The sequence below is a fragment of the Alteromonas halophila genome (genome assembly GCF_014651815.1).
GTDB lineage: Bacteria > Pseudomonadota > Gammaproteobacteria > Enterobacterales > Alteromonadaceae > Alteromonas > Alteromonas halophila.
Genome location: NZ_BMXP01000004.1, coordinates 143,250 through 168,292 on the forward strand (window position 1 = coordinate 143,250; position 25,043 = coordinate 168,292).

27 protein-coding genes are annotated in these 25,043 nt (G+C 50.6%); 11 read left to right on the forward strand and 16 right to left on the reverse strand.

All coding sequences use genetic code 11. The features are described from left to right. Positions 1 to 6: 6 nt before the first annotated feature. The 3 genes from iscR to IE054_RS10280 form a co-directional block, all read right to left on the reverse strand. A complete protein-coding gene (iscR, locus tag IE054_RS10270) occupies positions 7 to 492 on the reverse strand; it encodes a Fe-S cluster assembly transcriptional regulator IscR (protein WP_189406101.1) in 486 nt (161 codons plus the stop codon). Positions 493 to 715: 223 nt separating this feature from the next. Next, a complete protein-coding gene (locus IE054_RS10275) occupies positions 716 to 1,477 on the reverse strand; it encodes a hypothetical protein (RefSeq protein ID WP_189406103.1) in 762 nt (253 codons plus the stop codon). Between the two features lie 382 nt (positions 1,478 to 1,859). Continuing rightward, positions 1,860 to 2,225, reverse strand: coding sequence for a hypothetical protein (locus IE054_RS10280; protein ID WP_189406105.1), 366 nt, complete (start codon positions 2,223 to 2,225; stop codon positions 1,860 to 1,862). A gap of 455 nt (positions 2,226 to 2,680) precedes the next feature. On the opposite strand from IE054_RS10280, the gene IE054_RS10285 reads away from it, so the two are divergent. Further along, positions 2,681 to 3,364 (forward strand): sulfotransferase family 2 domain-containing protein, encoded by a 684-nt coding sequence (locus tag IE054_RS10285; protein ID WP_189406107.1) that lies wholly within the window; start codon positions 2,681 to 2,683, stop codon positions 3,362 to 3,364. A 179-nt stretch (positions 3,365 to 3,543) separates the two neighbouring features. On the opposite strand, the gene IE054_RS10290 is transcribed toward IE054_RS10285, so the two are convergent. Beyond that, complete coding sequence (locus IE054_RS10290; protein WP_189406109.1) at positions 3,544 to 4,128, reverse strand: porin family protein; 585 nt, start codon at positions 4,126 to 4,128, stop codon at positions 3,544 to 3,546. Between the two features lie 384 nt (positions 4,129 to 4,512). On the opposite strand from IE054_RS10290, the gene IE054_RS10295 reads away from it, so the two are divergent. Both IE054_RS10295 and IE054_RS10300 read left to right on the forward strand, forming a co-directional pair. Further along, positions 4,513 to 6,597 (forward strand): TonB-dependent receptor, encoded by a 2,085-nt coding sequence (locus tag IE054_RS10295; RefSeq protein WP_189406111.1) that lies wholly within the window; start codon positions 4,513 to 4,515, stop codon positions 6,595 to 6,597. Positions 6,598 to 6,601: 4 nt separating this feature from the next. Continuing rightward, positions 6,602 to 7,678: a PepSY-associated TM helix domain-containing protein gene (locus IE054_RS10300; RefSeq protein WP_189406113.1), complete on the forward strand. Its 1,077-nt coding sequence runs from the start codon at positions 6,602 to 6,604 to the stop codon at positions 7,676 to 7,678. Here the strand turns inward: IE054_RS10300 and cysE are convergent. Together cysE and trmJ are read right to left on the reverse strand one after the other, a co-directional pair. Next, complete coding sequence (cysE, locus tag IE054_RS10305) at positions 7,675 to 8,499, reverse strand: serine O-acetyltransferase (protein ID WP_189406116.1); 825 nt, start codon at positions 8,497 to 8,499, stop codon at positions 7,675 to 7,677. The genes IE054_RS10300 and cysE overlap by 4 nt on opposite strands. A gap of 3 nt (positions 8,500 to 8,502) precedes the next feature. Beyond that, on the reverse strand, positions 8,503 to 9,222 hold the full coding sequence (gene trmJ / locus IE054_RS10310) for a tRNA (cytosine(32)/uridine(32)-2'-O)-methyltransferase TrmJ (RefSeq protein WP_189406118.1): 720 nt from the start codon (positions 9,220 to 9,222) through the stop codon (positions 8,503 to 8,505). Between the two features lie 202 nt (positions 9,223 to 9,424). On the opposite strand from trmJ, the gene suhB reads away from it, so the two are divergent. Then, a complete protein-coding gene (gene suhB / locus IE054_RS10315) occupies positions 9,425 to 10,201 on the forward strand; it encodes an inositol-1-monophosphatase (protein WP_189406120.1) in 777 nt (258 codons plus the stop codon). Positions 10,202 to 10,266: 65 nt separating this feature from the next. Here the strand turns inward: suhB and IE054_RS10320 are convergent, their stop codons facing one another. The 4 genes from IE054_RS10320 to IE054_RS10335 all read right to left on the reverse strand — a co-directional run bounded on the left by IE054_RS10320 (position 10,267) and on the right by IE054_RS10335 (position 13,606). Then, positions 10,267 to 10,845: a hypothetical protein gene (locus IE054_RS10320; RefSeq protein ID WP_189406122.1), complete on the reverse strand. Its 579-nt coding sequence runs from the start codon at positions 10,843 to 10,845 to the stop codon at positions 10,267 to 10,269. A 5-nt stretch (positions 10,846 to 10,850) separates the two neighbouring features. Beyond that, positions 10,851 to 11,549: a hypothetical protein gene (locus IE054_RS10325; protein ID WP_189406124.1), complete on the reverse strand. Its 699-nt coding sequence runs from the start codon at positions 11,547 to 11,549 to the stop codon at positions 10,851 to 10,853. A gap of 65 nt (positions 11,550 to 11,614) precedes the next feature. Next, positions 11,615 to 12,169, reverse strand: a complete 555-nt coding sequence (locus IE054_RS10330) for a DUF2589 domain-containing protein (protein WP_189406126.1) — start codon at positions 12,167 to 12,169, stop codon at positions 11,615 to 11,617. Positions 12,170 to 12,394: 225 nt separating this feature from the next. After that, complete coding sequence (locus IE054_RS10335; RefSeq protein WP_189406128.1) at positions 12,395 to 13,606, reverse strand: acyltransferase family protein; 1,212 nt, start codon at positions 13,604 to 13,606, stop codon at positions 12,395 to 12,397. A 114-nt stretch (positions 13,607 to 13,720) separates the two neighbouring features. Between IE054_RS10335 and IE054_RS10340 the strand changes: the two genes are divergently transcribed. Continuing rightward, positions 13,721 to 14,614, forward strand: a complete 894-nt coding sequence (locus IE054_RS10340) for a LytTR family DNA-binding domain-containing protein (RefSeq protein ID WP_189406130.1) — start codon at positions 13,721 to 13,723, stop codon at positions 14,612 to 14,614. Between the two features lie 251 nt (positions 14,615 to 14,865). Here the strand turns inward: IE054_RS10340 and secF are convergent, their stop codons facing one another. The 6 genes from secF to IE054_RS10370 all read right to left on the reverse strand — a co-directional run bounded on the left by secF (position 14,866) and on the right by IE054_RS10370 (position 20,906). Then, positions 14,866 to 15,807, reverse strand: a complete 942-nt coding sequence (gene secF / locus IE054_RS10345) for a protein translocase subunit SecF (RefSeq protein WP_189406132.1) — start codon at positions 15,805 to 15,807, stop codon at positions 14,866 to 14,868. Between the two features lie 10 nt (positions 15,808 to 15,817). Further along, entirely contained in the window at positions 15,818 to 17,662 is a 1,845-nt protein-coding gene (gene secD / locus IE054_RS10350; protein WP_189406134.1) for a protein translocase subunit SecD, read from the reverse strand. Positions 17,663 to 17,719: 57 nt separating this feature from the next. Continuing rightward, positions 17,720 to 18,055: a preprotein translocase subunit YajC gene (gene yajC, locus IE054_RS10355; protein WP_189406135.1), complete on the reverse strand. Its 336-nt coding sequence runs from the start codon at positions 18,053 to 18,055 to the stop codon at positions 17,720 to 17,722. A gap of 24 nt (positions 18,056 to 18,079) precedes the next feature. Beyond that, positions 18,080 to 19,192, reverse strand: coding sequence for a tRNA guanosine(34) transglycosylase Tgt (tgt, locus tag IE054_RS10360; RefSeq protein ID WP_189406136.1), 1,113 nt, complete (start codon positions 19,190 to 19,192; stop codon positions 18,080 to 18,082). An 80-nt stretch (positions 19,193 to 19,272) separates the two neighbouring features. Beyond that, a complete protein-coding gene (gene queA / locus IE054_RS10365) occupies positions 19,273 to 20,355 on the reverse strand; it encodes a tRNA preQ1(34) S-adenosylmethionine ribosyltransferase-isomerase QueA (protein ID WP_189406138.1) in 1,083 nt (360 codons plus the stop codon). A gap of 281 nt (positions 20,356 to 20,636) precedes the next feature. Continuing rightward, entirely contained in the window at positions 20,637 to 20,906 is a 270-nt protein-coding gene (locus IE054_RS10370) for a DUF6471 domain-containing protein (RefSeq protein WP_189406140.1), read from the reverse strand. A gap of 182 nt (positions 20,907 to 21,088) precedes the next feature. Between IE054_RS10370 and IE054_RS10375 the strand changes: the two genes are divergently transcribed. The 6 genes from IE054_RS10375 to IE054_RS10400 all read left to right on the forward strand — a co-directional run bounded on the left by IE054_RS10375 (position 21,089) and on the right by IE054_RS10400 (position 25,043). Then, complete coding sequence (locus tag IE054_RS10375) at positions 21,089 to 21,478, forward strand: DUF2170 family protein (RefSeq protein ID WP_189406142.1); 390 nt, start codon at positions 21,089 to 21,091, stop codon at positions 21,476 to 21,478. Positions 21,479 to 21,501: 23 nt separating this feature from the next. Beyond that, positions 21,502 to 22,182, forward strand: a complete 681-nt coding sequence (locus IE054_RS10380; RefSeq protein WP_189406144.1) for a PspA/IM30 family protein — start codon at positions 21,502 to 21,504, stop codon at positions 22,180 to 22,182. A 102-nt stretch (positions 22,183 to 22,284) separates the two neighbouring features. Next, positions 22,285 to 23,337: a potassium channel family protein gene (locus IE054_RS10385; RefSeq protein WP_189406146.1), complete on the forward strand. Its 1,053-nt coding sequence runs from the start codon at positions 22,285 to 22,287 to the stop codon at positions 23,335 to 23,337. Between the two features lie 14 nt (positions 23,338 to 23,351). Next, positions 23,352 to 23,999, forward strand: a complete 648-nt coding sequence (locus IE054_RS10390; RefSeq protein WP_189406148.1) for a YjfK family protein — start codon at positions 23,352 to 23,354, stop codon at positions 23,997 to 23,999. Between the two features lie 12 nt (positions 24,000 to 24,011). Then, complete coding sequence (locus IE054_RS10395) at positions 24,012 to 24,428, forward strand: DUF350 domain-containing protein (protein ID WP_189406150.1); 417 nt, start codon at positions 24,012 to 24,014, stop codon at positions 24,426 to 24,428. Between the two features lie 9 nt (positions 24,429 to 24,437). Further along, positions 24,438 to 25,043 (forward strand): DUF1190 family protein, encoded by a 606-nt coding sequence (locus IE054_RS10400; RefSeq protein ID WP_189406152.1) that lies wholly within the window; start codon positions 24,438 to 24,440, stop codon positions 25,041 to 25,043.

The following is a 25,043-nucleotide window of genomic DNA, read 5'->3' on the forward strand; positions in this document are numbered from 1 at the left end:
ATTGGACTAAAGCTGAATACTCACTTCGATATCATTGGACACCTGACCAAGCGACTGTGATTTGTCCTGCCGACCCGCTACTTCGCGTACATCGCGTTTGGCCATTAACTCACCAAGGGTAATAGAGTCCAGAAATACGCTAATCCGGTCGCTTAAATCTTCCCACAGACTGTGTGTCAGGCAGCGCTCTCCGCCCTGACAATCTGACTGACCATGACAGCGCGTGGCATCAACCGACTCATCGACGGCCCGGATCACTGCGCCAATGGCAATATCATCAGCATGGCGGCCAAGTTTGTAGCCACCACCAGGCCCACGCACGCTGTCCACCAGCTTTTCTCTGCGCAGGCGCGAAAATAACTGTTCCAGATAAGAGAGAGATATTTCCTGTCGCTCGGAAATATCGGCCAGCGGCACCGGCCCTCGGGTCGAATGAAGCGCCACATCCAGCATCGCGGTAACTGCGTAGCGCCCTTTTGAGGTTAATTTCATGGTATCCCCCTACCTGATAATTCCCCGGAAATTGTTCCATAACCTAGTAAAATGGTCAAGTATTTACCCGCGTAAAGTACTCAGGTATTCCTAAGTAGATACTCGTCTCTGCGAACGCAGAATCACTGAAACACGATGCAGTAAAAGAAAAAGTGGAAGAATCATTGAGCAGCAAAAAAAGCACCGCATTAAGCGGTGCCGAAAAAATACAGGAGTGTATTTATTAGTAACGTCGACCGCTTCTTACAAACACGCCAATCAGTGCTGCTGCAAGAAGACCGAGGGGGGCCGGTGCAGGCACACTGACATTACCGCAGTTAACGGTACAAACATCTTCCTCGAAGCCTACGTATTGCACCTGGGACTGAGAGTAGTTGTAAAACCCAAAGCGGCCAGCAGCGTTATTCAGTCCGCTCAGGCTAAAAATCTGCTGATTATTGAATGTACCGCCATCGATCGCAATATTGATTTCAGTCGCGGTGTACCCGAGTGTAAATTGGTACTCAGTACTGTATTCCCAGCCAAGACTAGGGCTGTAATCACTGTCTAAAACGGAAATACCTGAGCCGCTATGGTCCCAGAAATTCACGTCTGTTTCTGAACTGATGTGTGACAGCGTGAACCCGGCAAATGCCTGCTCGCCGCCAAAAACCTGGTCGCCGCGTTTCCAGTCGAACAGGTAATAATCATCCAGCCCGTTAAAGCCGAATACAAAACCGATATAATCGTCATCACCATCATTACTGACACTGAATGAGCCTGTAAATTCACTGTTTATAAATGAGTCAGGGCTGACAAAGTAGGTCGGCTGGCCGTTAATGGTTTGCAGTACAGACGAACCGTCGGTAGCAACATTCCAGTTGCCGCTGGTCGACAGTCCTTCCTGCACCCAGTTATTTAGATCAATTATCGCGGCCTGCGCTGGCAGGACGGTTGCTAACAGTGTGGCACTTAGCAAACATTTTTTTACTGCAGATTTCAACATGGTTTCTCCTCATGACGTCCGTTACGTCCGTCACCACTGAATCAAAATCTATTCCACATTGCTTTAGCTATTGATTTTATGAGAAAAAACAATCCTACAGAAAAACGAATGTAAAAAATTCTGACAGTTTTTAGAGGCCGGAACTGCCCCCCCCTGTCTCAGCTGCCAACGACTGCGTGCAAGCAGAAGCAAGCACTTATTGGTTCATAAAAAACGATGAATAAAAGACATGAGAGCACTAGCGAGACGTGCCAGATGCTCTACAGGTTTCAGACGCCGCTTGCGCTGCCTGCGATTTTTTACTCCTGTGTGGGGTGTAAAAGTACTGAACAAATCATGTCATTCACGGAACAGTTAAGGCGAATATCGTGACTGCGGCCGGTTATAGCGTCTGCAGTCCCCGCCAGACATCATTCACCTGTGGAAACCGCTGCTGACAAAATGCGTACGTATCTTTATAGATCTCACGTACTATGGCAATCAACTCATCGTGCACCTTATCGTGCTTAACTGTCGTATTAACCCGCTGCTGCGCTAAGTCAGGCCGTGCTTCCACGTTCAAAAATGCGGAAAGCTGTGCAATTGTCTCCGGGGTAAATAGATCTTCGAAAATTCCATAAAAGACATCGTCTTTGTCAAACACTGCCTCAATGGCGGCAATGGTATCCTGATAGCAGGTTCTGATAGTACAGCTTTCAGACGCGGCATAGTGCTCCAGCGCTATGGCATCAGATTTATCAATGTGCACGCCTGCCTTTGTACTTTCGTTGCGCTTATAGTGACGAACGGCACTCCAGCATCGCGGTAGCTGCGTAACGAGCTATTAAGGTTAGTTTCATGATAGCGTCTAACCTGATAATTCACCGGTAACTGTTCCATACCTTTGTAATGTGCTTGAGTATTTACCCCGGTTAAAACGCTCGGGAACTTCAAGGCATGTTTGAAGGTATCCTTGGCGAACATGTTGTGGCCACCATTGGAGGTGCATCCTTATTGAATGATAAATCTGCGACAGTATGGCTAGCAATTTAAGAACCAATTCTATACCTTAGGAACATCTGTAGCAGTTAAGTACTTTCATTAGTAATTTACACATTGGCGCTATAAAGCCGGAGTTCACCCCTGATGCTTACTATTGCAAGAGCATGCTCTGGCGAAATTTTTGAGCACTGGACGCGTTGCCAATTGCAGTAAGGAAACACGATGATCATTTCCCATAAACATAAATTTATTTTTATCAAAACAGTTAAAACCGCAGGAACGAGTGTTGAAATTGCCCTTTCTAAGCATTGCGGACCTGATGACATCATCACTCCCATATCAAAAGATGATGAAGCCAAGCGACAGGAGTTGGGCTACCGCGGCGCACAGAATTACAGAATTCCATTTTCGAAATATAAAAAAATCGATTGGTTAAAATTCGCTTATGACAGAGAGCGCAGAAAATTTTATAACCACATTGGTGCATCAGAAGTCATGCAATATATTGAGCCTGACATCTGGGATTCTTATTATAAGTTCAGCTTCGAGCGTAACCCCTGGGATAAGGTTGTCTCTTGGTATTATTGGCGATATAAGTCAGAACCTAGGCCAAGTATAAGTGAGTTCGTGCACTCGTCAGAGGCCAACATTATCAGAGGCTTTGAGCTCTATACACACTTATCTGAGATGGCAGTCGACCAGGTATTTTTCTTCGAAAATATTAATGAGGAAATGGATAAAATCAGAGAAAAACTTAATCTCAGTGAACCGCTGTCTTTACCCTTCGCGAAAGGGGGGCACCGCAAAGATAAACGGAGTTACAGCGATATTTTATCTGACCAAGACAAAGCAAAAATCGCTAAAGTGTATGCTAGGGAAATTGCCCATTTTAACTATACTGTCTAGAATTGCAGACTTGTACGTTACAAAATATCATTCGTCCACTGCGCGGTATTGCTTCGCTGGGCGCAACTGGTTTGTCTTGGGCTAATGGATTTTCCAAGGTAAATGTGCATCAATAGGCGATGCTCTACACTAAAGCCGGGTTCCCCCGGCTTTAATGTAGACTCAAGAGTTATCAATCTTTAAAACCGGTATTCTACACCTAAACTGGCCTGCTTCAGGTCGGTGTTAAACTCAGTGTCATCAATATCTTCTACCGCGTCTTCCGCGTCCATCGACGAGTCGTAGACAGTGTACTCGGCAGTAATCAGGAACCGTTCGTTGACGGCGTAGCTGACGCCGCCGCCCACAAACACACTTTCATCGTCGTAATCGTTGTTCACGGTGCCGACATTATATTCTGTCTCTGACCACAGCTGACCAAGTTTACCGAAAATCGAAAAGCGCTCTGTGATTGGGTACGTGCCCTTAAGCCCGGCCGTAAAACCGTCAGTTTCAGCATTGGCTAAATCATTACCGTAGTCGCCAAAGTCAATATAGCTGCCTTCCAGCGCAAAATATTCGTTGAACCGGTAACCGGCGACACCCTGCCATACGTCTTTATCATCATCGAACTCATCATCGCCGTCTACGCGCAGATACCCATAGTTACCGCCAACATAGAAACCCGCGTCATCAATGTTTTCATCCTGGTTATAGGACTGTGCCTGCGCACCGAACGCCGTGAGTGCCACAATACCCGCAATAGTGCTTTTAATGTGTTTCATAGATACTTCCTCGTTCGTTTTCATCCCCCGGAAAAAGAATCAGGGGCCAGTGAGTGTCAACAAAGCTGTATCAAGCGCCGTGCCAACCTATACATCTGAGAAATAACCCTGTTTTCAGGAAAGACTTTCAGGATTGGGTAAAATTTCTGCGTAAAAAAAACAGAGATCTTCGCGGCCTTTCCTGCGGGACAAATTTCATTCGGCTACTTAGTGAAATATTTTTCCGGGGCGTGAAGTCTTTTCACAGCAAGTGCTGGCCAGTAAGTAATCACTACGGATTGCCGGGCTGAACTCGCGCAACCTGGATTCGTCAGGCCTCCGCCTTGATAATATTGCTGATAATCATTATCATTCGCGCAAATTTAAAAATCTTTGAAGTATTGTATGAAAAGAACGTCTGTTTCACTTGCCCTTCTGTCTGTCATGGCATTACCTGCTGTCGCCAGTCCTCAGATTGATGATGTCATTGAGGTAACGGCCACCCGCACCAGCGTACCGCAAAGTGCTATTCCGGCCACGGTGTCCGTTATTACCGGCGACGAGATCCGCTCACAGCTTAACGTGGCACAGTCGCTTTCAGATATTCTTGGCAACATGATCCCGGCGTTTTCTCCTTCCCGTCAGAAACTCACCAGCTCAGGCGAAACATTGCGGGGACGTAATCCACTGTATCTGATCGACGGCATTCCCCAGTCAAACCCATTGCGTAATGGCTCGCGCGCAGCGTACACCATCGATCCGTTTATGATTGAGCGAGTCGAAGTCATCCATGGTGCCAGTGCCATTCAGGGCATGGGCGCCAGTGGCGGCATTATCAACATCGTCACTAAATCAGCGGAGTCCGGGCCCACCCATGAAGTGAATGCGGGGGTAACAGCATCACCGGAGGCGTTTTCTGACAGCCTCACATACCAGACGGGGTACCTGTTCAGACAAAATGCGGATGACTGGCAAACTGTTCTGGGTGTGCAGCTAAAAGAGACCGGCATGTATGTCGACGGTAACGGACAACTCATCGGTGTCGATGGCGTACAGGGCGATACCATGGACTCACGCAGCTATGATGTATTTGCAAAGATCGGCTACACCATAGACAGTAATCAGTCGCTGCAGTTTATGTTTAACCGTTTTGACATGGCAGGTAACGGCGACTATCGGGGCGTTGATGGTGATCGCGCTGCAGGCATTCCCGCGACCTCACTGGAACAAGGCGTTGAGGGCGACAGCCCGGAAAACGAGGTCATTACGTCCAGCCTGACTTACCAGCACCAGTCACTGTTGAATGCTGATCTAAACTGGCAACTTTTCTTTCAGGATTTCTCTGCATTATACGGTGGTGGCCGCTATGGTACCTTTCAGGACCCGGCGTTTGGCGACAACCTGTTTGACCAGTCTCGCAATGACTCACGCAAATATGGATCACGCCTGACTATGAACTGGCAGGACGTTGCCAACAGTCCGCTGGGTATTACCGCCGGACTCGACTTTCTGAATGACACAACCTTTCAGGAGCTGGCGCAGACGGGACGCAAATGGGTGCCTGACACAGAGTTTGTCAACTGGGCCCCTTATGCTCAGGCGCGCTATCAGCTTGGCGATCTGAACCTGAGTGCCGGTGTTCGCTACGAATATGGCAAGCTCAAGGTCGATGACTTTACTACCCTGTATTCTTACAACAGTACCTTTGTAGAAGGAGGCGACCCGTCATTCAACGAGTTGCTGCACAACATTGGCGCGGTATACCAGATTAGCGATGGGTGGCGCGTTTATGCGAGCTATTCTGAAGGCTTCAGTATGCCGGATGTGGGCCGGGTTTTGCGCGGGATCAGTGAGCCAGGCTTGACGGTTTCCAGCTTCCTGGATCTGCAGCCTGTGATTGCCGACAACCAGGAAGTGGGCGTGGAATACAGCGCTGATGCCCTAACCTTCAGCGCCAGCTATTTCACCTCTGACTCTGATTTGGGTGCACGCCTGCAGGCTGACGCCGATGGTATTTATACCGTTAAACGGGAGCGCACTGAAATAGATGGCCTGGAGATTAATGCCAGTTATATGCTGTCAGCCGATACCCGTTTCTCGGTAAGCTATGCCGACACCGATGGCGAATTTGACAGCAACGGTGACAACACCGTCGATCAGAAACTCTCCGGTCGCAACATTGCCCCGCGTCGTATGAATGTTACCTGGCAGCAAAGCTGGTCAGATATGCTGTTAACCCGCCTGCAGTACAGTAAACTGTTCGACCGTGATGCGCCGGCAGGTAATAGCATCAACGATTTCGACGGCTACCACACACTCAACGCAACGGCAACGCTGGACACCCTCGACGCCGGAACCTTCACACTGGGTATAGAAAACCTGATGGATGAATTTTACTTTACCTACTATGCACAGAGTGTCGGCGGTGATAACCGCAACTTTGCAGGCCGTGGCCGCACGGTAACACTGAGCTGGCAATATGGCTGGTAAGTGATTGCGTTTGTCATTCGCTCAGCTTAATCAGCGCATCCACACCTGGCTTGGTCTGTTGCTAAGCCTGTGGGTGCTGCTGATGGCGGTCACAGGGACCGCCCTTTACTACAAACCGGCACTGCTAAAGCTTACCTATCCGGTATTGGACACTGGCGCGCCGCTCAGTCAGACCGCCGCTGCAGTGCAGCTGGATTCCCTGCCCCCACAGCTTGACCACGGCTATGCCTACATGCCGACCCGCGACGCGCCATGGCTGGAGGTGGTTGATACAGAGAACACGCGCTGGTACTACGGTGAATCAGGGCTGCTGTTAAAGCGTGAAGCTCACAGCGATGTGATTGACGTGTTTGTATCACTGCATCATGATTTAATGCTGGGCGACACCGGAAAAGATGTGCAGGGGTTCGCCGGCCTTGCCAGTCTGCTGCTGCTCATCACAGGTACGATCCTCTGGTGGCCGCGTCATCGGCTGTCGCGCCGTCATTTCACGATTCACTGGTTTAGTCTTAAAAGCCGAAAAGGCCTGCAAACCCTGGCTGAGATGCATAAAGTCAGCGCGGTGATATTCCTGTTGCCGATGGTGTTATTACTGGGCACTGGCACCGCGATTATCTATTCACAGCCGGTTAACTCTGCGCTGGTTGGACTATTTCCCAGTGAGGGTCAGCAACCACTGATCCCCACACCCGCCCCCACGGCTGAAAACTGGCAGCAACGTCTGAGTGTTGCACAGTCACTTTTCACCAACGTCAGTCCACGGCTTATATACCTCTCAAAAGACCGGCTGCGACTGAAACACGAGGACGAATGGCACCCTAACGGGCGCAATTATATTGGCTTTGACACAACCAGCGGAGTGCTGGCGGAACGTGAGGATGTGAGACAGACGGCCTACGGAAATCAGCTTTCCCACACAATCTACCCTTTGCACGTAGCTGCGGTAGGTGGTGTTGCGCTGTTAGCCGTCAGCACGCTGGCGGGTTTGATACTTATACTGCTGCCACTGACCGGTATCAGCTATTGGGTAAAACGCCGCAGATACCGGCCCAACGCACACAAAAAGCCAACCGCGACTTAAATTTTCGGATCGAAGGCGTCCTGCGCTTCGTCGTCTGATGCCGGTGCGACAGGGTCGATACCGGTATTGGCAAAGTCTTTGGCTGACAGACTACTGAGCGATTCGGTACACACATTGCCACCCATCGCCTGGATAGCACTGCACATTTCTTCCACTTTGCTGTCCATCAGCGCCATGTGATCAAGCATGATCCCCATGGCATTGGCAACCGGATCCGGATTATCTTCTGACACCGCATACGCATCAAACCCGTACTTTTTCGCGATGTGCGCACGCTTTTCACCATTCTCACCGGAGGACCGGGTATCGGCGGAGGTCACAATACGGCCAGGGATCCCAACCACGGTTGAATCGGCAGGTGCGTCTTTTACCACCACCGAATTTGAGCCAATTTTCGCCCTTGCGCCGATGGTTATCGGCCCCAGCACCTTGGCACCAGCGCCAATGACCACATTGTTTTCCAGGGTGGGATGACGCTTTCCGGCATTCCAGCTGGTGCCGCCCAGCGTAACACCGTGATAGAGCGTAACATCGTCGCCTAGTTGTGCGGTCTCACCGATAACCACGCCCATGCCATGATCGATAAACACCCGACGACCGAACGTAGCTCCCGGGTGAATTTCCACGCCGGTCAGCCAGCGACTAAACGTCGATAAACTGCGCGCCAGCCAGCGCCAGTTACGCTGCCACAGCCGGTGACTTACCCGATGGATCCAAATGGCATGCAGCCCCGGGTAATTGGTCAGCACTTCAAAGGTATTTCTGGCCGCCGGATCGCGATGAAAAACTGCCTGAATGTCTTCTTTGATGCCGGAAAACACGTTCTACTTTCCCTTCAGTGATTTATCAATGGATGACAGGATGCCGCGCAGAATATTGAGCTCCTGCGCTTCTGGTCTGGCCCGGTTAAACAGGCGACGAAGCTTGGTCATAACAATCCCCGGGTGATTTTTCACAATAAAACCGGTACCGGTGAGCGTAGATTCAAGGTGTGTATAAAAACGTTCCAGATCGTCATTAAGTGGGTAGTCAGACTCCACTTCCGGCTGTTTGTCGGTCGCCAGGTACGCCATGCGCACTTCGTAACTTAAGGTTTGTACAGCCATGGCCAGATTCAGCGAACTGTACTCGGGATTTGCCGGAATACACACATGAAAATGGCATTGCTGCAATTCTTCATTGGTCAGGCCATTGTTTTCGCGGCCGAAGACCAGCGCCACCGGGTAATTTGCTACTTCCTGAATAAGCTTTTCACCGCATTCGCGGGGCTCCAGCATCGGCCAGGAATGGGTGCGTGAACGTGCCGATGTTCCAACAACCAGCCCACAATCGGCGACGGCTTCTTCCAGTGAATCTACGGTAGTGGCATTGCCCAGTACATCCCCTGCCCCAGCGGCAAGCGCACTGGCTTTGCCGTCTGGCGCCTGTTCCGGGTCAACCAGATACAGGTTGCTCAGGCCCATGGTTTTCATGGCACGTGCGGCAGAGCCAATGTTGCCGGTATGAGAGGTATTCACCAGTACAATGCGAATATTTTCAAGCATAATGTCCACTACAAGATCAAGGTCAGATAGCCGCGAATGGTAGCATAGTAGAGGTCTAGATGGCTATCTACTGAGGATGCGCCTTGTCATCATTTCGGGCTATTTCTTTGATTGCATATCATCAGGGTTCTGCTACACTTCGCGCGTTTGTGGCGGGACACTGTATCGCCACGCTGATCTTTGACAATTGGTGGAGTACCTCATGCATCCGATGCTGAATATTGCGGTGCGCGCTGCGCGCGTGGCCGGCACAATTATCGCCCGTGGTTTTGAAAACCGGGGTGACCTTGCGACTGAAGCCAAAGGCGCAAATGATTATGTGACACAAATCGATAAAGACGCTGAACAGGCGATTATCCAGAAAATTCAGCAGTCCTACCCTGATCACAGCTTCTTAGGTGAAGAAAGCGGTGAAACCAGCGGCAAGGATGCAGAGTTCCAGTGGATCATCGATCCACTCGATGGTACCACCAATTTCGTTAAAGGCATTCCTCACTTTGCCGTATCGATTGCCCTTCTTCATAAAGGCCGCCTTGAGCAGGCCGTTATTTTCGATCCTATCCGTGGTGAATTATTCACGGCATCACGGGGACAGGGCGCGCAGCTTAATGGCTACAGAATTCGTGCCAGCAAGCCTCGCGATATGTCTGAAACGGTTCTGGCCACGGGACTGCCGTTTAAAGATAAATCGCAGTTTGGCGAATACGCCCTGTCATTAAATAAAATCTTCCATGATTGTGGTGATATCCGTCGCGCAGGCTCAGCGGCGCTGGATATGGCCTACGTGGCGGCAGGTCGTCACGACGGTTACTGGGAACGCGGCATTAAAGCCTGGGACATTGCAGCCGGCGAATTGCTGGTACGTGAAGCGGGCGGCCTGGTCACTGATTACAAAGGCGGCAACGACCCCTTATTTAAAGGCGAAGTGGTAGCCGGTAGCGTGAAAGTTGTTCAGGGATTGGTTAAGCACCTGAAATAATCGCGCCAGAAAAGAATCAAAAAAGCGGTGCATATCACCGCTTTTTTTGTGCATGCCAGCTATGACTACGCCTCAGGGCTGAACATTTCCAGGTCGACCTGCTGCGCAATTAGCAATTCAATATCACTGTCAGACAATAAACTGCGTAACTGCACTGCACTGCCTGATAGCTGTTCATGATGACAAATCAGGTACCACAGTCGTTTAGCAAACGCCGTCACACTTTCATTCTGACGATAATGCAGTCCATTACCATTATCGGCGCTACTTTTAGCGAGCAAACTGAACAATTGCGCCAGCAGCTCACTGGCCTGCTCTATATTCTGTCGCTGGGCTGCCACCGCTTCCTGCAGGCTGCTTTGTATGACAAACAGGTTGTCGCACGCTACCTGTATCTGCTTTTTCCTGCGACTGCTTCGCGTGGTGTGATCGTGAAGCGGCGCCAGCAGGCGAGCCTTGATCCCTGAAAGCGCTGCACAGGCAGGTAACCGGTGCTCAAGCAAAAGTTGCTCAGCCTGTTCAATCCACTGAAACAAGCTGGGTAAAAACTGCGGATCTTTTACTTCCATACGTTTAACCAGTGCAGGAAAGCTAAGCAATAACTGGTTGGCATTTTCAAGCAGCAGCACCCGTGAACGCAGCATGGGCATTATTCCGGTAACAGTTTACGGGTAACATCACCATCGCTTTGCTCGATTTGCTGCCACTCCATGCCGTCTTCAGTGATGCGCATTTTAATATGAACAATGCTCTCTGGCTTCTGCTCTTTCAACAGATGCGATTCAGCAATCACATTCATGTCACCCAGTCTGGTTTTTTGCGTATTGCTGAGGATCAGCCGTTCTGCGGCTTGCTGAATGCGCTCCGACAGTTGCGCTTCGTGCGCGTCCTGCTCGCGTTTTATCAGCTTGTTCTCCAGTGCTATCCGGGTCACCTCTTTGGCAAGATGCGAACTGTACTGGGCGACCGGCGTCAGTTTTCGTTGTTTATTGATGTCTAACTCAAGCTGATTGGCATTGTCAGACATCAGTGAACGCACTTCGCGGGAAGCCTTGAGCGGTAAACTGGTGCGCCCTAAATTCTTGGTAATTTCGTCATAAATGACTTTATTAAACTGCTGGTTTTTAATGATATCGACCGAGTCTGCCAGCTCTTCTTCAGCTGACTCAATGGCCACCGGTATGGTCAGTTCCACATCGGCGATGCGCATGCGAGGGACAGCAAAGTGCCGCAGCAACTCATGCTTCGCATAGTCTTCTGCCACTTTCACCGTCTGTATATCCGCCATAACCCGTGCATTTGAAACACTGGAAATAATACTGCCCAGGTAATCATTGAGCTTTGGCATCCCCACTCTCCTTGTTCAACCACAAAGACTAAGAAGACCAGTAAGGCTGGCCTCTTAGCAAAAGGCTAGGCAGACGCAGGCTCGACACTTGCAATGCTGTCTTCAAGCATGGTGAGTATGCGGTCCAGCCCTGCGGGAATTTCATCATTCACCGCTGTGACTTTAACCCCGAGGTTGTAGGTTTTCTCTACCGTCGTACCGCGTGTCGAGTTTCGTTTGTATGAGGCGGAGGCTTTGAAATTCACTATTTTATAGTTAATCCCAAGCTCAGCACTTGCAGCAAACTCACTGGATACGCTGGCCGTTTCGGTAGACGTTAATTTCGCGTTGAAATCAATGGTAAGTTCTTCAATACGCAGTGCCGGAATTGTCAGCATGGTAAGAAACGGCACTTTTATTTTGACTTCTTTGGTTTCAAAATCGGTACTATCAGCGTTTGGCACCGACTTTTCAAACTCAAAGTCGACGTACCTCAACTGATTATTGTCAAATCCTACTTCCTGAATAAAACTGACCTGAGACATTGACGCTGCATGCTGTGCCTGAACGGCAGCCTGCAGTGGACCTCCAATGTACACACTAAAGTCGAGACTATTTAGCTCCTGAACTAAATTAGGCATAACTTCGCTCCTTGTACGGGCGTGTCGGTGGGTACTGCTCTCCTTACAGCTTCAGTTATTTAAAATATCAACAGCTTTGATTATTCGCCAATTTTTACTTAGAACAATTTTGTTTGTTTTTTGACCAGAAAGGAATACAAAAGTGATAAGCTGCGAATCAGTGCCGCCATTGCGTCTAACGTCATGGCGGCGCTGCTGCACACATATTTGGATAAACGATACGCATCACCCTTTAAGCGGTGAAAACCTGCTTGCTGTTGGCGACGACGCACTGACCCTGCCTTTAAGGCCAAACAAACTACGCAACCCGGGTACCCGCTTTATGCCTTCATAGCTAAGCATACAGCCAACGACGGTACCAGCAAGAATAAGCAGAAACGATAATGATGCCGGCAACAACGTGCTGCTGAGTACATAAGCCAGAACGACAATTAACGTTTGATGCAGCATGTAATAGGGCAATACCGCCTGATTGAAATAGCGCGTGACTGAGGATGGCCGGGCAAGGTAGCGCGACCCGTAGCCGAGGATAGCTCCCAGCCAGCACCAGTGATTGCCAGTGACAATGCCGCCGATCAGTGGCCATAACCAGAACGGTGCCTCTTCCCGGGCCGGTATGTCACCAAGCACGCCATGACGATCCAGTATAAGCAGCGTGTATGTGCACATAGCAATCAGCAGCAGCACGCGGCGATGCTGCACAACGTTGCGCCAGAGCAGCGGGCGGTTAACAATCACCATGCCAACCAGCATCACCAGCCCATACTTAGCATGGTTATACCAGTCTGATATCAGATCATGGGTCACAGGGTACGCTTCGCGCAGGTTTAACCAGATATATGTGGTCGCAGTTACTACCAGCGGCAAGAAGACAGCGACATGATCAGTCCACCCGGGTAAGCGGCTTATCACGCGCGTTAATAAGGGATAGAGGCCTGCAACAATAACGCTGTAGCAAAACAGATAAGGTAAAAACCACAAATGATTCCAGGTCAGCAGGCCAATGACAGACTGTTCATCCGGCAGGTAATCGGTAGCGGGATTGATGTAGTGACCATAAAACTCCCAGAACGAAATACTGACTAGCCCGTTCACCCTGCCCTCTACATAGGCCTGGGGTGCGACCACCACAAACATACCAAACACCAGTGGCAGCAACAGTCGCTGCGTGCGCTCTTTCAGACAGGACAAGGCAGGCCTCCGTGAAAGGACCGCGCCCAGGACCATAGCGGAAATTAAGAATAACAGTGACATACGCCATTGATTGGTAAGGATCATCACATCCTGCAACCAGACGAACTGCACGTCGCTTTTTATATGCCAGCCCCAGTCCGCCACATAGTACATACCAATGTGATACAAAATCAGTACCCCGAATGCGAGAACCCGCATATTGTCCAGCGCATCATAGCGCTGATGATGATTTGCTTGCTTCATCCCTGCTTCTCCTATTGAATATACCCTGGCTGTGCATCGACAGTCTGATTAAACGCGCATGACATGCTGAAAAACACGTGAGAGTGACGGTACGCAAGGGATGAGGGATAAGAGGTGAATAGCTGGGACGAAAAGATGGGGCGCTTTTTACGTCGAACTGAGCAGTACCACCTGCTGATGTTAATCGGTGCCGCGTTTATCTATTTTATGGTTAACAACACCATTAACGCAGCCTCGTCCTGGACTGAGCTTAGTCGTGACCCGGCCAACACCAGTGCACTGTGGGAACCCTACGTCTGGGAATACACCAGTGCGCTGAGCACCACTTTATTGCTGCTGCCACTGATTTTCATTATCCGGCGGATGGCGCATGCTGAGTACGGCCTAAAAAAGTTGTTGCTGATCCACCTTTGTCTCGGCAGCTTGTTTTCTGTATGCCATGTGGCACTGATGGTAGGCCTGCGCAAAGCCGTTTACAGTATCACTGAACGAAGCTACGACTTCGGCCCCATCGTCGGGGAATTTTTCTATGAGTACCGAAAAGACCTCTGGGGATATGCAACGTTGCTTGCCACCTATTACTTAATCCACTTCGTCTATCAGCGACTGATTGGCGAAGCCGCGCCAGTGGCGACTGAACCGCTAACAGATACGCCTGCCACACCGGGACTTCCCGCGCATCTGCTGGTCAAAAAACTGAACCGTGAATTTCTGGTGCGCCTGAATGATGTACTCTGGGTAGAAGCGGCGGGCAATTATGTGAACCTGCACACCGAAGATGGGGTGTACCCGCTACGCATGACCATGAAACAGTTTTGTACGGATGCACGCGCCCATCATATCTATCGCATTCACCGCTCCTATGCCACCCGTGCACAGGCCATCAGTACTATCGAGTATGATGATACGGGTGACGGCACCCTCACCTTAACGACCGGCACCGCACTGCCCGTATCACGGCGCTACAAAGACAGCCTGAAAGCGGCATTCTCACCAGCTTTGACCTGATAAGTAAGAAACGGTTACCGCTGCCAATCAACCCTGACCGTGGGTGCGGGTCAGTTACATGCCAGAGCATCACAATCTAAGGATGTTACAGGCGGCCAGCTGCGATATTGGTATATTGATGGTTGGGCCGGTGAGAGACAAAAAAACGTAATACGTGTAGTTGGGTTGAAGAGAAAGTCAGCGTGAAAGACGTAACAGGTTAATGATACAAAAAGGCCGCTCATCTGAGCGGCCTTTTGAATTTGCCTGGACTAGGGCATTGGATCCAGATCCTCACCCTCTTTTTCTACCTGCGGCGGCATCAGATCTTCTTTACTGATCCCCAGCGCCAGTGCAACTGAACTGGCGATGTAGATAGATGAGTAAGTACCTATCACAACACCAAACAGCAACGCTGTGGCAAAGCCATGAATAAGCGCGCCCCCTTTATAAAACAGTGCCAGCAATACCAGCACGGTAGTTAGTGAGGTAATGATAGTTCGGTTCAGAGTTTGCGTCAGTGACGTATTGACAATATCGACCGGCTCGCTCTTACGGATCTTGCGGAAGTTTTCGCGGATTCGGTCTGACACCACGATGGTATCGTTAAGTGAATAACCAATCACCGCCAGAACCGCAGCAAGGACGGTAAGATCAAACTCCAGTTGCAGAACCGAGAACAACCCCAGTGTCAGCACCACATCGTGCACAAGTGCGGAAACCGATCCAAGCGCAAACCGCCACTCAAAGCGCATCGCCACGTAGACCAGAATACAGATCAGGGCCACCAGCATTGCCAGTCCGCCCTGTTCAGTCAGTTCTTCACCGACATTCGGGCCAACAAACTCAATGCGGCGCATGTCCACCTGCGTGCCATCGGCGCGCAGCGCATCGATAACCTGGTTACCAATGGTGGCGGCTTTTACGCCATCGCGCGGCGCGATGCGAATAAGCACATCCTGACTGGTACCAAAGTTCTGCACTATGGCATCGTCAAAGTCTGCGGCGGTCAGCTGGTCACGGATTTGCTCAAGATCAGCCGCTTCTTCATAGCCCACTTCGATCAGCGTACCGCCGGTGAAATCCAGCCCCCAGTTCAGTGAATTGGTGGCCAGCGACACAATTGAGCCAAGAATAAGTAACGTTGACAGCACCAGCGCAGGAATGCGCAGTCGCATGAAATTGACGTCTTCGGATAACTTTAATAACTGCATGCTGCGCTCCTTAAATCGCCAGTTTCTTAACGCGTTTACCACCCCAGATAGCGTTCACTATCACCCGGGTTGCCAGAATGGCGGTAAACATTGACGTGGCAATACCAATCATCAGCGTAATTGAGAAGCCTTTAATCGGTCCTGTACCCACAGCGAACAGAATCAGTCCGGCGATAAAGGTTGTGATATTGGCATCTAAAATGGTTGAGAATGCACTGTCATAACCATGATGTATTGCCTGTTGCGGGCTGCGCCCATCCCTGAGCTCTTCTCTTATCCGCTCAAAGATTAGTACGTTAGCATCCACCGCCATACCGACGGTCAGAACAATACCGGCCATGCCCGGCAGGGTCAGCGTCGCACCCGGGATCATCGACATGATACCCACAATCATCACCAGGTTACTGGCCAGTGCGATATTGGCAACCACACCAAATGCCTTGTAATAAACCAGCATAAAGGCCAGTACGGCGACCAGACCGTAAATAATGGCCTGCATACCCAGCTCAATGTTTTCTTTACCCAGGCTTGGGCCAACCGTGCGCTCTTCGACAATCTGAATTGGCGCAATCAGCGCACCGGCACGCAGCAACAGCGCCAGGTCGCGGGCTTCACGCGGTGAGTCCAGCCCGGTGATCTGGAATTTACTGCCCAGTTGCGCGCGGATGGTTGCGACATTGATGACTTCCTGATGTTTCTCGAAAATCAGCTTGTCGTCTTCATTGCGCTCGCCGGTCGCTTTGTACTCAATAAATACGGTAGCCATCGGATTACCGATATTGCCACGGGTTCCCCGCGACATTTTGCTGCCGCCTTCTGAGTCCAGTGAAATATTCACATTTGGCAGGCCGTACTCATCAACACCGGCGGTAGCGTCAACAATGTGACTTCCGGTCAGCATGACCCGTTTTTCCAGCAGTTGCGGTCTGCCCTGCTGATCTTCAATGATCATTGAGCCTGGCGGTACACGTCCGGCTACGGCGTCGCGCACATCATTGTCCTGATCAACCATTCTGAATTCCAGCGTTGCGGTTGCATTCAGAATTTCTTTAGCACGCGCGGTATCCTGGATACCTGGCAACTGAACTACAATGCGATCCGCGCCCTGCTTTTGCACCAGTGGCTCTGCAACACCCAGCTGGTTTACCCGGTTGCGGATAATAGTAATATTTTGCTTCACCGCGTTGTCACGGATCTGCTGCAGCTTAGCCTCTGAGAACGTGGCGCGCAATTCAAGATCCCCCACCTGTTCAAAGGTCAGGTCGCGGAACTGGTTGCGCAGAAAGAATTCGGCACTGTCCAGGGTGTCTTCATCACGAAACGTAATGTCAACATAGTTATCGCGCTGCACAACCGTGCGGTAACGCAGGTCTTCTTCACGCAGCTGGGTGCGGAAACTGCTTTCGGCATCTTCCAGCGATTTGAGGATCACTTCGCTCATGTCCACTTCCATCAGAAAGTGAACACCGCCACGTAAATCCAGCCCCAGCTTCATGGGGGTACCGCCAAGATCTTCCAGCCACGCCGGCGTGTCTGGCGCCAGATTCATGGCAACGTAGTAGTCGCCACTTAATGTCTGTTCCAGTGTTTCCCGGGCAACAAGCTGATTTTCAGCATTGTCCAGACGCACCAGGATCTGTTCGTTTTCAAACTCCACCCGTTTTGGCGTAATGTTTTTTTCGCTTAACGCCTGCGTCACTTCGTCGACCATCTGCTCGGTGACCGTTGCGTCCCGGCCTGCGGAGATCTGCACCGCATGGTCTTCCCCGTAGAGGTTTGGAAGGGCATAAAGCGCACAGATGCCAATGACCAGAATGACCGTCAGCACCTTCCATATTGAATTCTTATTTAACACAGCACATTCCTTTTTCGCCGGTACCGGTCACTGTTACACCGGTACCGGCACCAACGGTTAGAGCGACTTCATTGTGCCTTTTGGCAGCACAGCGGTAACGGAGGTTTTTTGCACCACAATGTTATTGGTGTCATTCAGAGCAATTTCGATAAAGTCTTTATCTTCTGCAACCTTGGTGATGCGGCCCACCAGACCGCCCTGGGTGAGGATTTCATCGCCTTTGCCAAGTGACGCCACCAGATTTTTGTGCTCTTTAACACGCTTGGCCTGCGGGCGATAAAGTAAAAAGTAAAAAATCAGGCCAAACACGGCCAGCATGATCAGCATTTGTAAACCGTCACCAGACTGACTTCCGCCGGACTGCGCGTACGCATTTGAAATAAATAAACTCATAAATTTCCCCAGTAATTATCGTTGTTATAGTGCCGGAACCGGCAACCCTTTTTGTTCATAAAACGTTTCAACAAAGGCATCGAGTGCATTGTCTGCAATCGCATCCCTTAAGCCCTGCATAACCCGCTGATAGTACCGCAGGTTATGAATGGTATTTAATCGCGCCCCCAGGATCTCGTTACATTTGTCGAGATGATGCAGGTACGAGCGTGAATAGTGCTGACAGGTATAGCAGTCACAATTTTCATCGAGCGGCGAAGTATCATTGCGATGTCTGGCATTGCGAATTTTTACCACGCCTTCTGTAACAAACAGATGGCCGTTACGGGCATTGCGGGTCGGCATCACGCAGTCAAACATATCCACCCCGCGGCGCACCGCTTCCACAATATCTTCAGGTTTACCCACGCCCATCAGGTAACGCGGTTTATCGTCCGGTATTTTGGGAGCCACATGCTCGATAATGCGGATCATGTCTTCTTTGGGTTCACCCACCGACAGCCCGCCAATGGCATAGCCGTCAAAGCCAATCTCTTCCAGGCCAGCCAGTGATACATCACGCAGATCTTCATACATACCGCCCTGAATAATGCCAAACAGTGCAGACGTGCTGTCGCCATGAGCATCTTTACTGCGCTTCGCCCAGCGCAATGACATTTCCATGGACAACCGCGCTTCCTGTTGAGTGGCTGGAAACGGTGTGCATTCATCGAATATCATGACAATGTCGGAGCCCAGCTCGCGCTGCACTTCCATTGACTTTTCCGGTGTCAGTAAGATTTTTTCACCGTTAATGGGTGAGCGGAAAGTAACGCCCTCCTCGGTGATTTTACGCAAGTCACCTAAACTGAACACCTGAAAACCACCGGAGTCAGTAAGAATGGGCTTTTGCCAGTGCATAAAATCATGCAAATCGCCGTGCTGACGGATTATACCCGTACCAGGGCGCAGCATCAGGTGAAAGGTATTGCCAAGACAGATATGCGCGCCACTGTCTTCTAATTCTTCAGGCGTCATGCCCTTCACGGTGCCATAGGTACCCACTGGCATAAACGCAGGAGTTTCAACTTCACCGCGTTCAAAAACCAGCTTGCCGCGTCTGGCGCCATTATCTGTATTTAACAACTCAAATTGCATTCATGCATTCCTGTTATTGCACGGAACCGTGCCAAAACCAGTAAAAATTGGCGGCGATTATACCAGCATTCACACTGAGATCATTCCCGAACATCTATGTTTCTTGTTGACTGATCTTCTGACTGCGCACCTTCTATAAACATACTGTCGCCATAGCTGAAGAAACGGTATTCCTTCTCGATGGCCTGCTTATAGGCTTCCATCACATTATCCCTGCCAGCAAACGCACTGATCAGCATCATCAGTGTTGATTCTGGCAAATGGAAGTTGGTAAACATGGCGTCGACCACTTTGAATTTAAAGCCCGGATAAATAAAAATATCGGTATCGGCGTAGAAAGGCAGAATAGCTTTGTCAGAGGCTTCTGCAGCCACCGCTGCAGACTCGAGCGATCGTACCGAGGTGGTACCCACCGCTATCACACGCTTACCGGCGGCTTTGGTGGCGATCACAGCATCGGCCACAGACTGGGGCACCTCGGCGTATTCGGCGTGCATCTTATGTTCCAGAATATTGTCCACCCGTACCGGCTGAAACGTGCCAGCGCCAACATGCAGCGTCACAAATGCGGTGTTCACTCCTTTTTGTTTGAGCGCCGCCATGATGGCATCATCAAAATGCAGACCTGCGGTAGGTGCGGCAACGGCACCTGGCTTCTGGTTGTACACGGTCTGATACCGTTCTTTGTCGGTAGTCTCATCAGGCCGGTCAATATAGGGCGGCAGCGGCATGTGCCCGTATTCTTCCAGCAGTGTCAGGGCTGGCGTATCGTGTTCGAAACGCAATTCAAACAGCGCCTCCTGGCGGCCAGTCACAGTGACCGTCACTGCATCCTCCAGCAACAGCGTAGCGCCAGGCTTTGGTGCCTTGCTGGCACGCACATGCGCCAGCGCAGTGTGGGTATCCAGCAAACGCTCAATCAGTACCTCAACCTGCCCGCCGGTTTCCTTTTTGCCCAGCAACCGTGCCGGGATCACACGGGTGTTGTTAAACACCAGCAGGTCTCCCTCATCGACAAGTGACAGCATTTCAGCAAACATGGTGTGGCTAATCTGACCGCTCTTACCATCAAGGTGCAGCAACCGGCTGGCCGTGCGCTTTGGGGTTGGGTATTTAGCAATGAGGTGTTCGGGAAGCGTAAAATTAAAATCTTGTCTTTTCACGGTGTATGCATCGCTTGGGTTAAGACAGGCACTGACGGTTGAGGTATTAATTGCAATACCTTTATATCCCCAACTATACCCATCATAGTTTGAATTTAGTCGCCGCCACCAGCTTAATCGGTTAAGATATCACCAGTTGTGAAGATGTTCTCCCGGAACATTCCTTTGTTGTTCTATGCCCGGTTGCTACCGGGCTTTTTTCTTTCTGATGCCGGACTATCAGTCGCGAAGTTTACCTGACTACGCCGCGCTCGTCAGCCATGGCGGCTAAATTGGCGCACTTAGGGTACCGGACCGTCGTGTAAATCCGCCAGGATCTCCTGCATCATTTCTACCGTGACGGGTCGAGCCCGAAGCACCATTAATATTTGCAGTAACAGGTCGGCGCCCATGATCCCTTTATTGACCTTATTGCGTAGATTGTCCGCACTTTGCTCTACCCCAATTTCAGACAGCCGGGTGCTGAGCGCCTGGTACTTCACGCCACGGACTGACATTTCCGATTTAACCAGTCGCTGTACCACTTGTCTCCAGCCTTCTTTGGCAACCAAAATAAACCCCAATTGTGAATTATATTTTACATAAACACACTTTTTTACACATTAAGTGCGTATTCGTTATTGACGATTATGGCATGCTCTGACTACACTGCAAGCAACATTATTGGCGTTGTTGCGAAATCCCGTTACAGTGGATGCTGGCACTTTCGCTTAACCCGTTAAGGAGACAGAAAATGAGTTGGGATCTACAGAGCATAGAAGCTTTGTTAACTGAGTATGACGACTTTGTGGTGACCCGCGAGGAAAATTGTCTGCTCATTGCAAATCAGGATGGCATTGATGCCTGGCTTGCGATCAGTGGCGAACAGATCCTGGTGGAAAGTTTGCTGTTTGCTGCCAGTCAGGTGAGCGATAAAGCCGCACTTGACCACGACATCCTGTCTACGCACATGTTATTTCCCTTAACGACGGTCGGGATCTCAAATGTGGGTGACGACGAATATTACACCGCTTTTGGTGCTTTAAGTGCACAATCTAAAGCACAGAGTATTGTCATTGAAGTTGAGACCCTGTTTCAGAATGTTGCATCGTTTCTTGATGCGTACGAAACCTACCTCAAATAACGTTACGCTGGAGGAAAAGCGAAATGTCAGTGTGGAAAAAACTTATTACTGCCGTCAAAGGCGGTGCGACAGAAGCCGCTCAGTCGGTAGCAGACAGTCAGGCGATTCGGATCCTCGAGCAGGAAATCCGCGAGGCCAAAGAAGAGTTGCGTAAGTCTGATCATGCCCGCACGCAAATTCTGGCCAAGTGCAAACTGTCACAACAGAAGATTGACAGCTTCAACAGCTCGATAGACGAATACGAAGCGCATGCCCGCAAAGCCGTTGATTCAGATCGTCAGCTGGCGCTGGACTGTGCACAGAAGGTCTCCGACCTGAAAGAAGAGCGCGAGCAGGAACAAAGCTATCTGGATCAGTTCCAGCAATCTGAAAAGAAACTGGCTCAGAATATTCAGCAGGCAAAGGCGAATCTGCGTCGTCTGGAGCAGCAGGTCGATATGGTCAAAGCCACTGAAAGTGTTCAGAAGGCGCAGGTTGCGGTGTCATCACGGCATACCGGTGCCAATAGCAAAATGAAAACGGCAACCGAGTCGCTAAGCCGCATTCAGGATCGCCAGAAAATGCGCGGCGCAGAACTGGAGGCCGCAGAAGAACTGGCGTCCAGCGAGTCCAGCGATGATTTGGAAAAACGCCTGGCCGACGCCGGCATTAAAGGCGGAAAGTCGTCTGCAGATGACGAACTAAGCCGGATTTTAGGCAAGTAACACAGTAGACAGCCCGCATCAGGGCTGTCATGGTTAAGTCACGTGTTTACCTGGCACCGTCAACCGGTGCCTTTTCAACAACAGGGATCGGCCGCTCTCGTCATGACACCGTGGATAAAAGTTAAAAAAGTCATGCTGCGCTACTTTTCGGAGTCGCGCTGGTACACCATTCTTGGTGGTACACTTTTTTATGCGCTGAGTAGCTGGATTTTCCTGTTCCTGGCCAATGAAACGGCCCTGACTCAGCAAATTGACTATCTTTACTGGCTGGCTGTCACAGCCTCGACCGTGGGTTATGGCGATTTATCGCCCGTCACACACGCCGGCAAACTGATTGTTGCCCTGTACGTGATCCCCGTTGGCCTGACGCTGTTCGCCATGGTGATTGGCCGTATTGCTGCCTGGGTTTCAGAACAATGGAAAAAAGGAATGCGAGGTATGAGAAGCTTGCATGTTCAGGATCATATCCTGGTTATCGGCTGGAACGAACACCGTACAATGCTGTTGCTGGACCTGCTCCTTCAGGAGCGGGAATTTGTGCCATCAAAGCCGGAGATTGTGCTGTGTGTCAAAGCCGACATCGAAAATCCGATGCCCGGCCAGATTGAGTTTGTGCGTGTCGAATCCTTCAATAAAGATGCGGATATGGACCGCGCCTGCATCGCTAAGGCCAGCACCATTTTGATGGATAACCCACAGGATGATGTGACCATGACTACGGCGCTGTATACCTCACAGCGCAACCCTGATGCCCATCAGGTGGCCTACTTCACCGACGACAGCCTGGTTCCCTTACTGCAACAGCACTGCCCTAAAGTGGAGTGCACCCCCAGCGTTGCGGTAGAAATGCTGGCCAAGGCCGCGTTTGATCCTGGCTCGAGCATGCTGCATCACGATTTGCTCAGCGTCGATGAAGGACAGGCGCAATTTTCGGTAGGCATTCCCGCAGACTGTAATGCTGTGGCAGTAGAGAAGCTGTTTGTGAACCTTAAAAAGCGCTACGACGCGATATTTATCGGTTATGCACCGGGTGGGGTCTATAAAAACATGGTAGTGAACCCTGACTTATCGACCCAGTTGCAGCCGGGTGACAGAATTTTCTACATCGCCGACGCGCGCATCCCGAATATCGACTGGGTCGCACTGGGCGTATAAGCGAGGAAGAGCCAATGTTCAGTAAACTGTTTGGCAAAAAAGAAACGACGCAGAAACCTGCGTCACCAGAAATCATGGGCCTGTATCTGGGTGGCTCGTTTGAGCTTGATGATCTTAAGCTTAAGCTGCTCGAACCTGAATTAACCATTGAGGGCGCTGCCCGCTCGCAACTCATACAGGCTGTAGGCCGCGCCGCGCTCGACAGTGGCGGTACGTTGCTGCGCTTTTATACTGATGACGACGCCTTCCTTCAGGTAGTTTGTGATGGCGGCGAGAGCGAAAATCACATCAGTGACGTAAAACTCTGGCATTTTTATAACACCCAGACCATTGGCTCTGACTCACAATGGCGGGAAACGCTCGACACCCTGATTTCACAACCCACCTATACCCTGGACGGCCACACCTTTACCCGAGTATGGGATGCCGTAGGTGACACCTCCCCGCCCGTCGCGGTCACTGAAAAAACTTTTGAAGAGGACGGTGATGTGAGTGACACCGACCAATTCATGATGTTATATGAACGTCCGCTAGAAAACGGGCGCACCGAATCTCTGCTGGTAGTGGGAGAAGAAAAAATTGTAGGTAATAATGCAGATCGCTGTCTGGTCATCAGTACCGGCTTTGATATTGAACCTGCTGACATAACGATAAACGGATAATAAGGACTCCTGATGGAAATGATCATGAACTCGCTGGCCGGACTCGACAATTTTGCACTGTATTTTGTCGTTTCAATTGTGTTTATTTTCGTGTTCAAGCTGGTGTATGCACTGGTTACCCCGCACGATGAGTGGAAACTGGTTAAAGAAGACAAAAATGTCGCCGCTGCAGTCGGCTTTGGTGGTGCACTGATTGGCTTTGCAATTGCACTGTCTGGGGCTGCGTCAAACTCCATCGCGCTGATTGATTTTGCCATTTGGGGCATCGTGGCGATCATTGCTCAGTCACTGGCGTTTGCGCTGCTGCGTTTCACCTTTATGCCAAAGATTGCGGAGCGCATTAACAACAACGAAGTCTCTGCCGGCGTCATGCTGGCCTGCATGTCGGTCGCAGTCGGACTGCTGAATGCCGCCTGCATGACCTATTAAGGAGGCGCTATGACACAGCAAAAACGCAGTAAACACATAAACCTGAGTCAGATGCGCAAAGCCTTTGCGCTCAAACCGCTGGCCGTGGGTGTGGCCGGTGTATTGTTAAGTGCCTGTACACAGCGCCAGGATGCACAGATTTATACCAACCTTGACGACTGCAAGGACGATTACCCGGATGCGCCGCAACGTTGTGAAGCGGCTTATCAACGGGCGGTGGACGAAGCGCAGCGCACTGCGCCCCGCTTTGGCACCGAATCAGACTGTGAGTATGAATTCGGTGATAACCGCTGTCAGTATGTGCAAACAAACAGTGGCAGTTTCTTCATGCCGTTTATGGCCGGCTACATGGTCAGTCAGTTAATGTCGCCTAACCGTTATTACTCCCAGCCGCTGTACACCTCAACCTCGCCCTATTCGTCATTTCGTTCACGCTGGGTAACGGCAGACGGTTATGTGTTTGACGGTAATATCAGAAAGCGCAACTACCGGGTACGGCCGGACACACTGAAAACGAAACCTACCGTGACCCGTACCATGAGTCGCGGAGGTTTCGGCAGCAGTGTACGGGCCAAATCCAGCTGGGGCAGCTCACGTTCTGGCTGGGGCGGCTAG

Bases quoted from the DNA above. Each gene is read 5' to 3' on its own strand.
- iscR (WP_189406101.1), bottom strand. From the start codon at position 492: ATGAAATTAACCTCAAAAGGGCGCTACGCAGTTACCGCGATGCTGGAT.
- IE054_RS10275 (WP_189406103.1), bottom strand. From the start codon at position 1,477: ATGTTGAAATCTGCAGTAAAAAAATGTTTGCTAAGTGCCACACTGTTA.
- IE054_RS10285 (WP_189406107.1), top strand. From the start codon at position 2,681: ATGATCATTTCCCATAAACATAAATTTATTTTTATCAAAACAGTTAAA.
- IE054_RS10290 (WP_189406109.1), bottom strand. From the start codon at position 4,128: ATGAAACACATTAAAAGCACTATTGCGGGTATTGTGGCACTCACGGCG.
- IE054_RS10295 (WP_189406111.1), top strand. From the start codon at position 4,513: ATGAAAAGAACGTCTGTTTCACTTGCCCTTCTGTCTGTCATGGCATTA.
- trmJ (WP_189406118.1), bottom strand. From the start codon at position 9,222: ATGCTTGAAAATATTCGCATTGTACTGGTGAATACCTCTCATACCGGC.
- suhB (WP_189406120.1), top strand. From the start codon at position 9,425: ATGCATCCGATGCTGAATATTGCGGTGCGCGCTGCGCGCGTGGCCGGC.
- IE054_RS10320 (WP_189406122.1), bottom strand. From the start codon at position 10,845: ATGCTGCGTTCACGGGTGCTGCTGCTTGAAAATGCCAACCAGTTATTG.
- IE054_RS10325 (WP_189406124.1), bottom strand. From the start codon at position 11,549: ATGCCAAAGCTCAATGATTACCTGGGCAGTATTATTTCCAGTGTTTCA.
- IE054_RS10330 (WP_189406126.1), bottom strand. From the start codon at position 12,169: ATGCCTAATTTAGTTCAGGAGCTAAATAGTCTCGACTTTAGTGTGTAC.
- IE054_RS10335 (WP_189406128.1), bottom strand. From the start codon at position 13,606: ATGAAGCAAGCAAATCATCATCAGCGCTATGATGCGCTGGACAATATG.
- secF (WP_189406132.1), bottom strand. From the start codon at position 15,807: ATGCAGTTATTAAAGTTATCCGAAGACGTCAATTTCATGCGACTGCGC.
- yajC (WP_189406135.1), bottom strand. From the start codon at position 18,055: ATGAGTTTATTTATTTCAAATGCGTACGCGCAGTCCGGCGGAAGTCAG.
- tgt (WP_189406136.1), bottom strand. From the start codon at position 19,192: ATGCAATTTGAGTTGTTAAATACAGATAATGGCGCCAGACGCGGCAAG.
- IE054_RS10375 (WP_189406142.1), top strand. From the start codon at position 21,089: ATGAGTTGGGATCTACAGAGCATAGAAGCTTTGTTAACTGAGTATGAC.
- IE054_RS10380 (WP_189406144.1), top strand. From the start codon at position 21,502: ATGTCAGTGTGGAAAAAACTTATTACTGCCGTCAAAGGCGGTGCGACA.
- IE054_RS10385 (WP_189406146.1), top strand. From the start codon at position 22,285: ATGACACCGTGGATAAAAGTTAAAAAAGTCATGCTGCGCTACTTTTCG.
- IE054_RS10390 (WP_189406148.1), top strand. From the start codon at position 23,352: ATGTTCAGTAAACTGTTTGGCAAAAAAGAAACGACGCAGAAACCTGCG.
- IE054_RS10395 (WP_189406150.1), top strand. From the start codon at position 24,012: ATGGAAATGATCATGAACTCGCTGGCCGGACTCGACAATTTTGCACTG.
- IE054_RS10400 (WP_189406152.1), top strand. From the start codon at position 24,438: ATGACACAGCAAAAACGCAGTAAACACATAAACCTGAGTCAGATGCGC.